Genomic DNA, 9,885 nt, shown 5'->3' on the forward strand with positions numbered 1-9,885 from the left:
GCGGTCAGTCTGACGCTTTCAGTCTCTGAAAGGCCACAGAAAAAGGCGCTGCCTTTTATCTCTCCTGCGAGACGTTCGCCCTGCGCGTGACGTCTCCCCGCTGGGACCAAACCGTGGTGTCATCGGGTGGGGATTGGGCCGTTGCTGCCTGGGCCAGAGAGGGCCGTGGCAAAGCTGGGCCGGACTTCAGATTGTGTCCTGGGCCTGAACAGATGGAGGGAAGTTTCGATGTCCCGAATAAAAGGAAAGGCGCGCCCCGATCACAGTCCGGTCGAAGCGACCGTCGCCGGCATTGATGTCAGTAAAGCGCATCTCGACGTTTTCTTTCACCCCGACGGAGAGCGCTTCCGGGTACCGAATGATGCCGCGGGGCACCATGACCTTCTGGGCCGCTGTGTGACTGGCGGCATCGGACTTGTTGTGATGGAAGCCACCGGCCGGTACCACCGTGCGGCCCATGCTGTCTTGCACGCGGGCGGCATTCAGGTGGCGATCATAAATCCCTACCGCACAAGGCGATTTGCCGATGTTCTCGGGCGGCTTGCGAAGACGGATGAGATTGACGCCAGCGTTCTTGCGGAGTTCGCCGCGACGATGAAGCCCGCACCGACCGCACCGCCGCCTGAAGCGATGGCCCATCTCTCCGAGCTCATCGTGGCCCGGAAGCAGGTGGTTGAGGAGTTGATGGCCCTGGAGAACCAGAAAGACCAATCCACCCTTCCCGCAGTTACGGCTCAGATCGAAGAGCAGATCGCCCTTTGCCGGACCCACCGGAAAGCTCTCGAGGCCGAGCTGGTGAAGGTCATTCGCGCGGATCGCCGTATCGCCCGGCGCTATGCGATCCTCACATGGATCCCGGGGATTGGGCCAGCCACGGCCGCGATCCTGCTCTCCGATATGACCGAGTTGGGCTCAGCCAATGCAGCTGAAATTGCAGCGCTCGCGGGCGTAGCCCCGATGAACCGGGATTCCGGCACCCTGCGCGGGCGCAGAATGATCCGCTCCGGCCGCCAATCTGTCCGAAATGCCCTTTACATGGCGGCGGTAGTGGCCGTGCGATGGAACGAGGACATCAGGGTTTTCTACGAGCGCCTCAAATCCGCGGGGAAGCCCTTCAAGATCGCCATTACAGCGGCCATGCGAAAACTGCTGCTGCTTGCCAACACACTTCTGAAGGAGGATCGCCTGTGGTCATCATCCCCGCCCGCCCGCGAGCAGGCGCCTCAGATCCATCGAGCTTGAGGAGACAACTACACTGAATTTACCTCATAAATAGCGTGATGCTGATCCTCCGTCACAAACCCCTGTCAGATGCAATTGCTGACCTGTCAGGTAGAATTGCGCTGCATCGCCGCGTGTCGGCTCTGAGCCCAAACTGGACATGCGAAGAGAAGCATGAAAGCGATGCGGTATGACTTCAATTCAGCCGACTGCCGAATTCATCCTGTTTGACTTAGACGGGACCTTGGTAGATCCAGCTCCCGGCATTACCGGGTCAGTGCAGCATGCGTTGAAGACGCTCGGCTACGATGTGCCATCTTCCCATGACCTGAACTGGGTGATCGGCCCGCCGCTTCGCCAGAGCTTTGCAAAGCTCTTGGCAAACGAAGAGCTGGTTGAAGAAGCCGTCGAGTTGTATCGCGCGGCCTATCGCAACGGCGGCATCCTCCAAGCTGAGCCTTACGCGTGCATTTTTGAGGCGCTGAAAGTCCTGAAGTGCCGAGGATATCGCTTGTTTCTTTGCACTTCAAAGCCTCTTCCGTTTGCAAGGAGGGTCATCGAACACTTCGGGTTCGCGGGATATTTCGATGAACTCTACGGCGCCGAGCTTGATGGCAGGTTTGACGACAAGACTGAACTCATAGCGCATATCCTTCTCTCTCAAGGCCTGAAAGCGCGACAGGGGTGTATGGTCGGAGATCGCTCGAATGACACCTTGGCTGCGCGCCAAAACGACATGCCTTCGGTTGGTGTGACGTGGGGCTATGGAGATCAGCATGAGCTAAATGGAAATGGCGCTACAGCCTTATGTGAACGGGTCGAAGATCTGCCAGATCGGATCAGCTCAGTGCTGAAAGGTTGACTGGAAGAAGTCCGCGTTGTCCACACACCCGACCTTCGAAGCACAAAGAATGCTGCGCTGCTCAAGTGAGACTGACGTCGCGCAACACTGCAAGAGAAATTTGCCAATACCGCCTGACCGGACCTCCGATTTTCGGAGGTCTCCGGTCCGGTCAGGCTCATCGCATCATCTCAGATGTTGCAATTCAAGACAGATGCTCTACTCTCTCTGGAGCGAGGCGGCGCCATCTGCGCACCGGGTCAGACCATCTCGATCTCGGCCTCTTCCTGCGGTTCATCCGTGGTGTCGTCCGGCTCTCCGAACGGGATGTTCTCTTCGAAAGACACATCCCCGGTCTCCGCGTCGTCCTCGAGGCCGGTGAGATCCGTCCTCTGGCCGTCATCCGCCTCGGGCAGGCGCATTGCGTCCGGGCACCAGCTTTCGACGGCGGCGCGCTGTTCCGGCGTCAGCGTGGCGAAGGGCGCGGCGAAGAGCTTGTCGAGATAGTCGACGATCTCGCCCTTCTTGCTCGAGGCAAAGCGTTGCGCTTCCTCCGGCTGGCCAAGATCGCGCTCCAGAAGTCCCAGCAGATCGCTCTTCTTCAGGCGTCCGAAAAAGGCCTCGCCGGTGGGGCGCCAGACCGCGCGGAGATCCGGGATCACCTGCCGCGCCACATGGGCGAGCAGCTCCTCGCCCCGACCGAGACGCGAGGGCTGGATCGCCTCGGCGAGCGCCACCGCCGCGATCTGCGCCTTCATGCCGGCATCCAGTGCCCGGAAGCGGTCGAACCGCTCCGACATGGGACTGGGCGTATCGGCATCCCACCAGGACAGATCGAGCCCGGCCCGGAGCGCCTCGAGCGTCTCGCCGGGGCGCGGATCGATGCCCTCGGCTTTCGCGTGGGGACGGCCTGCCACCGTGCCACTGATGCCCATGGCGTAGGAGACCCGGGCGGTGCGGCCCATGAGATCAGCGATGATCTTGAAGAGCAGAAGATCCTGCGCAATGTCCGGAGCGCCTGCCAGCGCCGCGCCGATCACCTGGGAGCGCTCGCTCTTCAGGTCATCGGTCAGGCTTTGCGAGTAGCCAAGGGGCTGGGGTGCATCGGGTGCGAGCGGCTCCGCCTCCCCTGCCCCGCTGGCCGTCTTCTCGGCTGCACCGGGCAAGTCTTCGGGACGCACCAAGCCGGCGATCAGCTTGATCTGTCCCCGCTCCCACGTTGCTATCACCCCGCCAAGGGCCAGATCTTCGTCGCTGTAGCGCGAGACGAGATCTTCGTATTCGGCTTCGAGCTGCTGCCACTCGGCTTCCAGCGCATCGAGATCGCCCTCGGTTCCGTCGAACATCTCCTCGATCTCTTCGATCTCGGCCATCCGGTCGGCGATCTCGCCCGCGCGCGGGCCGGCCTCGTCGCGGTCGATCTGCGCGGGATAGACCCGGCCATAGGGGCGCAGATCCTCGTACGCGACCGTCCGCCGCCCTTCGGCCCAGGCGAAGCCCAGCCGCACCCGCTCCGCTTCGGCCGCGGTTTGCAGATGCCCGATGACAAGGCTCTCGACGAGCTCCTGATCGGTGAGCACCGAGTCTTCCTCGATGAGGTCTGCGGCGATCTCGCCATCTTCAGCCCGATAGGCCTCGATCACCAGCTGCCCGATAGGATCGCCGATCTTCACGCCACGCTCGGTCAGCTTGTTGCGCACCATGTAAGCCGAGACATACTGATCCTTCAGATCGTCGAAGACCGCCTTCTGCACCTCGGTGTCGGGATGCTCGGCATAGGCCTTCATCACATCAAGGGTGATGTCCTGCGCCCGCGCGGCAGCCCGGATCTCGGGGTGAATGCGGCCATAGCGCAGGCGTTCCACCACACGCCGCCGCTCGACGCCAAACATCTTCGCGATGCTGTCAGCGTCGTGGCCGCCCTCTTCCATCATCCGCGCGAAGGCTTCGAACTCATCGATGGGGTTCATGGGCTTCTGGGTGACATTCTCCGCCACCGTGATCGCCGTGGCCCCCGCCACATTCTCGGGGATTGCGCGGCAGGAGATCTTCGAGGTGTGGGTCCAGCCCTTCGCGCTCTTGTCGTCCGCCAGCATCCGCAGCGCCGCGAGCCGCCGGCCCCCGGCGATCACGCCCCAGCTCTTGCCGGTCTTCTGCACGATGATCGGGTTTAAAAGCCCCAGCGTCGCGATCGAGGCCGCGAGCACGGCGATGTCTGCGTCCTCATAGGTTTCAGGAGCGCCGGCCCGCGCATTCAACGGGTGCAGGTCGAGGGTCTTCAGCGCAATTTCCATCGGGGTCAGGTCAGCCGATTTCGTCATGGTCCGTACGGACAGGGTCATGAGCTCGCTGCGGCTTGACCGGGACGGGCGGTTGATCATCGGAGGGGTCGGCAATATCGCCGGCCCACAAGGCGCCGTGCATCGTTCCTGGCCCGCGCGCAAGCTGGCGCAGATCTACCCGGAGCTGGCCGGGACGCCCTTCGAACATGAATGGTCCGGAGCGATCGCCATGATCTCGGATCACCTGCCGAAGGTTGTATCGATTGGGCCGCGGGCCCTGTCCATCTATGGCTATTCCGGCCGGGGGATCGGACCCGGCACGGTGTTCGGCCGCGCCGCTGCCCGGGCACTCTTGCATGGGGACCCGACCGCGTTGCCGCTCGCCATCGCGCAGCGCCGTTCCGAGCGCTTCAGAACCCTGCGGACTCTTTCATATGAAGTCGGCGCGACAGCGATGCACGCCATACGCACGAGGCGCCATCCGTTCACCGAATAGCGTGTCGGTTGATCGATCAGTCAGGAAGGGCACGGTCCCCGCCCGCGCACAGGGCCCGTACGCCCGCGACTTAATGACCGCCGTCAAGACTGGTTACGCCGCCGGCGACGGCTCCATCCAGGGCAGGAGGTGTTCCATCAGCATCAGGACGGAACACCTTTCTTTTCGCGTCGCTATCCATTCCTGTCCGCAATATTCCAAGTCTCGCGGCAATTAGAATAATGGGCAGAGCCTGCTTTTCAGGGTTTCCCAAGGCGGCATTGCCCTCTTGCCCACCATCTGCACCCGTCCGGTTCTGCCGCTGAGGTGCGGGCCCCGATACTAGCCGACAGGAGTGGATCAGCGCAGCTTATAGAAGAACTCCGGAGGGTCCCACGGCTTGCGCCGGATCTCCTCCTCTACCTGGTCACGGGTCAGGCCCAGATCGCGTAGCCTGTTGTCGTCCAGACTGCCCAGATCAATGCGGGTCTTGTGAACATCGTACATCGTCAGAATCCGTTCCAGCCAATTGGGTCGAGGGATGATGCCGTTTCCCGCCACGACGCGGGCCAGGGCTGTTGATTCCATGGTCATTGTTCAATCCTCTTGAATATATCCATCAACAAAAATGAGCGATCCCATATCATTCATCTTTGACAGTGATAGAATTGCCGGAAATAATGAATTCGTAAAATGAATGATTTTGATGCCACCGATAAGAGAAACTGAAGAATGAGAAATCTGGATATCGCAACGTTGCGATCCCTGCAGGGGGTGGCAGAATACGGCGCCGTCACCCGAGCGGCCGAGGCGCTGAACATGACCCAAAGCGCGCTTTCGATGCAGATCAAGCGTCTGGAAGAGGTCTTCGAGAGACCGTTACTGGAGAAGCAGGGACGTGGCGTAGTCCTGACCGATTTCGCACAGTTGCTGCTGACCGAAAGCCGCAAGCTCGTGGCGCAGAATGATGCAATCATCGCGCGTTTCACGGGCATCAGACCCGATTGCTGTCTGCGCGTAGGGCTGACGACAGACTGGCCAACCAAGCATTTGACACTGGCTGTGCGGAATTTTCGCGAAGCAAATCCAACGGTGGAAATCGTGCTGACGGATGGCAACAGCGCCAATCTGATCCGGCAATTCGGTCAGGGTGAGCTGGACGTCATCCTGACCACCGAGGCTGATTGCCGCGAACCGGCCATCAATCTGATGCAATTGCCGCTCTATTGGGTTGGCGCCGAGGGTGGCTCGGCCTGGCAACAGAGGCCGCTGGTTTTGACAAATGCTCTGTCCTGCGCATTTCTCGACATTGCAGTTGTGGCGCTGAATGGAGTCGAGATCGACTGGCAGCATGCGCCAGGCATCGGCAGTTGTGAACGTAATCTGATGCTCACAGCGGCAGATCAGGGAGTAAACGTCCTGCTCGGCGGCTCAATCCGCCCAGGCCTGGAGCGGATTGATCATGCGGGCGGCTTGCCACGTCTGCCAAAGGCGTTCTTGAACATGTATATGACCAAAGAGAAAGTCGCAGACATGGCCGCTGAATTCGGCTCTTATTTGCGCCGGGCGGTCGAAGAGGAAGCGCGCGAGCTCGCCGCCTAGCGTTGTATTCTGTCTGTTTGTGACTTCACTTGTTCGTAAGCGTCCAGCGGCACCTGCCGGTTCCCGCCCCGCTTTCAACCGCCCCATCTGAGCGGCTGTGATCATAGGATCTGTCGCAAGGGAAGATCATCTGCCCGCGACCATGGCCGCTGGCAATACAGCCGCCGTGAATCCACCAAAGCGGCGAAGGTAGCTGATCACGTCTGTAACACCAGCTCCATGCCGGAGCGATGCAAAGACGAAAGGTCGGTCGCCGCGCATGCGCGTCGCGTCGCGTTCCATAATCTCAAGCGATGCGCCCACATGGGGGGCGAGGTCGGTTTTGTTGATGATCAGCAGATCCGAGCGGGTGATCGCAGGGCCGCCCTTGCGGGGGATTTCCTCGCCCGCAGCCACATCAATCACGTAGAGCGTCAGATCGGCGAGTTCCGGGCTGAAGGTTGCGGACAAGTTGTCACCACCGCTCTCGATCAGCACCAGCTCCAGATCCGGGTGCCGGCGCTGCATCTCGGCCACGGCGGCGAGGTTGATCGACGCATCCTCGCGGATCGCCGTATGCGGACAGCCGCCCGTCTCGACCCCGATGACCCGGTCCTGTGGCAGGATCTGCATCCGCATGAGCGCTTCGGCGTCCTCCTGCGTATAGATATCATTGGTGATCACGCCGATGGAGTGCTCGGGCGACAAAGCGCGGGCAAGGGCTGCGGTGAGAGTGGTCTTGCCAGCGCCAACAGGGCCGCCGATGCCGATGCGCAAAGGTCCATTGAAACGGGTCATGTGCGGAACATCCTTGAATAGAGGGTCTCGTGCCGCATGGCGGCGAGGTCGCTGAGGAAGGTGGTGGCGGAGATGCCGTCTAGATCGCCGTCGAGGCTTTCGGACGCGATCTCCCGGCACAGAGGGGCGAGGGCTGCGATGATGCGCTGACCGTCGGTTTGTCCTGTCACGCCGAGGCGGATCCCGGCGCTTATGAGATTAGCAGTGAAGGCTTGGAGGTATGTCTGTGACGTCGGTTCCAGTGGTAGCCCGAGACGGCACGCGGCCTCGCCCACTGCGACGGGGTAGCTGCGGGGCGGGAGGTCGGCACCGAGGAGCGGCGAGACCGCCCGGGCAAAGGCGGCGCCCATCTCAGTCGTCTCGATCAGGCGCTCGCGGCTGGCGGCGCGGGCGCGGGCGATATGGTCGATCTCGGCGCGGGCGGCATCAGTACCGCAACGATAGGACGCGGCCAGCAGGCACGCATCCACCCGTCCCGCGCCCCAGCGCAGCACTTCTGTGCTCCACCCCTCCAAAGCCGCGCTGTCGGGCACTTCTCCGTCCAAAACTGCCGCCTCCAGACCGTGGCTGAAGTGAAACGCTCCGACCGGGAAGGCGGGCGAAAACCACTGGACGAGGGTCAGGAGCGCGGCGTCAGTGCTGATGGCCATGGGTGCGTCCGTGGCCATAGGCACCGCCCTCGGGCGTGAAGGGCGCGACCATTTCGCGATAGGCGGCACCTAGCGTGTCGAGCATCCCGCGCATGACCCGGTCGTCCCGGATCAGCAGACGATCCGCTTCGATCTGGCAAGGCGTGTGGCGATTGCCGATATGCCAGGCGAGGCGCGGCAGATCGCCGGTCACTTCGAGCAGGGCTTCGGGCGCGGGTGCCACACCGATCAGACGTCCGTCCTCCAGCGCAAAGGCGTCGCCCGCGCCCAGCGAGGTGGCGTGGTCGAGATCGACCAGAAAGCGCTCGCCCCCGTCGCTGGTCAGAACTTTTCGGCGGAGCATCCGGTCCTCATAGCTGAGCGTGACCCGATCGGGGGCGTCATGAGCGTGGGTAATGGTGCGAGCTGTCAGCATTGGGCGCCCTCAGAACAGGAAAAAACGTTGTGCCATGGGCAGTTCGGTGGCGGGCTCGCAGGTCAGCAACTCCCCATCCGCGCGCACCTCGTAGGTCTCCGGGTGGACCTCGATCTCCGGCGTGGCGTCGTTAAGACGAAGATCTTTCTTGCCGATGCTGCGGGTGTTTTCCACGGCCACGAGAGATTTTGCGAGACCCAGCCGTTCGCCGATCCCACCCGCCAGAGCGGCTTCGGAGGTAAAGGTCAACGCGCTCTCGGTCCGGGCCCGGCCAAAGGCGCCGAACATGGCGCGGGAATAGACCGGCTGGGGCGTGGGGATCGAAGCGTTGGGGTCGCCCATCTGCGCGCAGGCGATGGTGCCGCCGATCAGGACCATCTCGGGCTTGACCCCGAAAAAGGCCGGATGCCACAGAACCAGATCCGCGCGCTTGCCCTCCTCGACCGAACCTATATGGCGCGACAGGCCGTGGGCTATGGCGGGGTTGATGGTGTATTTGGCGATGTAGCGCCGGACCCGGAAATTATCGTTCTCGCCGGTTTCCTCCGGCAGACGGCCGCGCTGTTTCTTCATCTTGTCGGCGGTCTGCCAGGTGCGGGTCAGCACCTCACCCACCCGACCCATGGCCTGACTGTCGCTCGCGATGATCGAAAAGGCCCCCATGTCGTGCAGGATATCTTCGGCAGCGATGGTCTCACGCCGGATCCGGCTCTCGGCAAAGGCCACGTCCTCGGGGATCGACTTGTCGAGGTGATGGCACACCATGAGCATGTCGAGGTGTTCTTCGACGGTGTTCACCGTAAAGGGCCGGGTCGGGTTGGTCGACGAGGGCAGGACGTGCTCCTCGCCACAGATCCGGATGATGTCGGGCGCGTGCCCGCCTCCCGCCCCTTCGGTATGAAACGCGTGGATCGTCCGGCCCTTCATCGCGGCAACTGTGTTCTCGACAAAGGCGCTCTCGTTCAGGGTGTCGGTGTGGATCATCACCTGAACATCCATGTCATCAGCAACAGACAGGCAGCAATCAATGGCGCCGGGGGTCGTGCCCCAGTCCTCGTGCAGCTTCAGCGCGCAGGCGCCGCCGTTGATCTGCTCAATGAGCGCTTCGGGACGGGACGCATTTCCCTTCCCCGCAAAAGCGAGGTTCATCGGAAAGGCATCCGCCGCCTGCATCATCCGCCCGATATGCCATGGCCCGGGCGTACAGGTGGTGGCGAGCGTCCCGTGCGCCGGTCCAGTGCCGCCCCCCAGCATGGTGGTCAGGCCGGAATGCAGTGCGTCCTCGATCTGCTGCGGGCAGATAAAGTGGATGTGGCTGTCAAAGGACCTTGTTGCACGAAACCATCTGACTGCGTAGCTGGCCGATAGATGTAGCGACGGGACAACGGGATGCCTTTCAAGCACAACGCATCACGACGGGACAAGTTTGCGAAGGCAAAGTACCGGGTCACGAACTGGGCCGACTATAACGAGAGCCTCCGCCGGCGCGGTGATGTGACGGTCTGGCTCAGCGAGGATGCGATGGCCGGCTGGATCTCACCGCTCTCTGGCAAGCGCGGTGCGCGGCGGCGGTATTCGGACCTGGCGGTCTCGGCCTGTCTGACCGTGCGTGTCGTGCTCAG

The 9,885-nt window shown here is 62.2% G+C and carries 10 protein-coding genes and 1 pseudogene; 5 read left to right on the forward strand and 6 right to left on the reverse strand.

Features of this window, described 5'->3' with window-relative positions:
• The first annotated feature begins 228 nt into the window (after positions 1–228).
• Positions 229–1,242 carry an IS110 family RNA-guided transposase gene (locus FEV53_RS15735; RefSeq protein ID WP_142835748.1) on the forward strand — a complete coding sequence of 338 codons (1,014 nt, stop codon included), beginning with the start codon at positions 229–231 and terminating at the stop codon, positions 1,240–1,242.
• 169 nt (positions 1,243–1,411) lie between these two features.
• Positions 1,412–2,083: an HAD hydrolase-like protein gene (locus FEV53_RS15740; RefSeq protein ID WP_142835749.1), complete on the forward strand. Its 672-nt coding sequence runs from the start codon at positions 1,412–1,414 to the stop codon at positions 2,081–2,083.
• Positions 2,084–2,322: 239 nt separating this feature from the next.
• Here the strand turns inward: FEV53_RS15740 and FEV53_RS15745 are convergent, their stop codons facing one another.
• On the reverse strand, positions 2,323–4,404 hold the full coding sequence (locus FEV53_RS15745; protein WP_221931637.1) for a ParB/RepB/Spo0J family partition protein: 2,082 nt from the start codon (positions 4,402–4,404) through the stop codon (positions 2,323–2,325).
• Here FEV53_RS15745 and FEV53_RS15750 point away from each other — a divergent pair.
• Positions 4,403–4,840, forward strand: a complete 438-nt coding sequence (locus FEV53_RS15750) for an FAD-dependent oxidoreductase (protein WP_142835751.1) — start codon at positions 4,403–4,405, stop codon at positions 4,838–4,840. The genes FEV53_RS15745 and FEV53_RS15750 overlap by 2 nt on opposite strands.
• Before the next feature lie 339 nt (positions 4,841–5,179).
• Here FEV53_RS15750 and FEV53_RS15755 read toward each other — a convergent pair whose 3' ends face one another.
• Positions 5,180–5,407 carry a DUF1127 domain-containing protein gene (locus FEV53_RS15755; protein WP_185962254.1) on the reverse strand — a complete coding sequence of 76 codons (228 nt, stop codon included), beginning with the start codon at positions 5,405–5,407 and terminating at the stop codon, positions 5,180–5,182.
• Between the two features lie 144 nt (positions 5,408–5,551).
• Between FEV53_RS15755 and FEV53_RS15760 the strand changes: the two genes are divergently transcribed.
• Positions 5,552–6,421 carry a LysR family transcriptional regulator gene (locus FEV53_RS15760; protein WP_142835753.1) on the forward strand — a complete coding sequence of 290 codons (870 nt, stop codon included), beginning with the start codon at positions 5,552–5,554 and terminating at the stop codon, positions 6,419–6,421.
• A gap of 126 nt (positions 6,422–6,547) precedes the next feature.
• On the opposite strand, the gene ureG is transcribed toward FEV53_RS15760, so the two are convergent.
• The 4 genes and pseudogenes from ureG to ureC all read right to left on the reverse strand — a co-directional run.
• A complete protein-coding gene (gene ureG, locus FEV53_RS15765; protein WP_142835754.1) occupies positions 6,548–7,198 on the reverse strand; it encodes an urease accessory protein UreG in 651 nt (216 codons plus the stop codon).
• Entirely contained in the window at positions 7,195–7,848 is a 654-nt protein-coding gene (locus FEV53_RS15770) for an urease accessory protein UreF (RefSeq protein WP_246100842.1), read from the reverse strand. The genes ureG and FEV53_RS15770 overlap by 4 nt, the downstream gene beginning before the upstream one ends.
• The gene (locus FEV53_RS15775) at positions 7,832–8,263 is read right to left on the reverse strand and encodes an urease accessory protein UreE (RefSeq protein WP_142835756.1); all 432 of its coding nucleotides are present in this window, start codon (positions 8,261–8,263) and stop codon (positions 7,832–7,834) included. The genes FEV53_RS15770 and FEV53_RS15775 overlap by 17 nt, the downstream gene beginning before the upstream one ends.
• Positions 8,264–8,272: 9 nt before the next feature.
• Positions 8,273–9,586 (reverse strand): annotated as a pseudogene (gene ureC / locus FEV53_RS15780) (urease subunit alpha); the annotation flags it as partial.
• 66 nt (positions 9,587–9,652) lie between these two features.
• Between ureC and FEV53_RS15785 the strand changes: the two are divergent.
• A partial coding sequence (locus FEV53_RS15785; protein WP_185962223.1) for a transposase occupies positions 9,653–9,885 on the forward strand: 233 nt, incomplete at its 3' end.

This window comes from Palleronia caenipelagi (assembly GCF_007004065.1).
Taxonomy (GTDB): domain Bacteria; phylum Pseudomonadota; class Alphaproteobacteria; order Rhodobacterales; family Rhodobacteraceae; genus Palleronia; species Palleronia caenipelagi.

Coding starts and splice junctions, on each gene's coding strand:
- FEV53_RS15735 (WP_142835748.1), top strand. CDS start 229: ATGTCCCGAATAAAAGGAAAGGCGCGCCCCGATCACAGTCCGGTCGAA.
- FEV53_RS15740 (WP_142835749.1), top strand. CDS start 1,412: ATGACTTCAATTCAGCCGACTGCCGAATTCATCCTGTTTGACTTAGAC.
- FEV53_RS15750 (WP_142835751.1), top strand. CDS start 4,403: ATGAGCTCGCTGCGGCTTGACCGGGACGGGCGGTTGATCATCGGAGGG.
- FEV53_RS15745 (WP_221931637.1), bottom strand. CDS start 4,404: ATGACCCTGTCCGTACGGACCATGACGAAATCGGCTGACCTGACCCCG.
- FEV53_RS15755 (WP_185962254.1), bottom strand. CDS start 5,407: ATGGAATCAACAGCCCTGGCCCGCGTCGTGGCGGGAAACGGCATCATC.
- FEV53_RS15760 (WP_142835753.1), top strand. CDS start 5,552: ATGAGAAATCTGGATATCGCAACGTTGCGATCCCTGCAGGGGGTGGCA.
- ureG (WP_142835754.1), bottom strand. CDS start 7,198: ATGACCCGTTTCAATGGACCTTTGCGCATCGGCATCGGCGGCCCTGTT.
- FEV53_RS15770 (WP_246100842.1), bottom strand. CDS start 7,848: ATGGCCATCAGCACTGACGCCGCGCTCCTGACCCTCGTCCAGTGGTTT.
- FEV53_RS15775 (WP_142835756.1), bottom strand. CDS start 8,263: ATGCTGACAGCTCGCACCATTACCCACGCTCATGACGCCCCCGATCGG.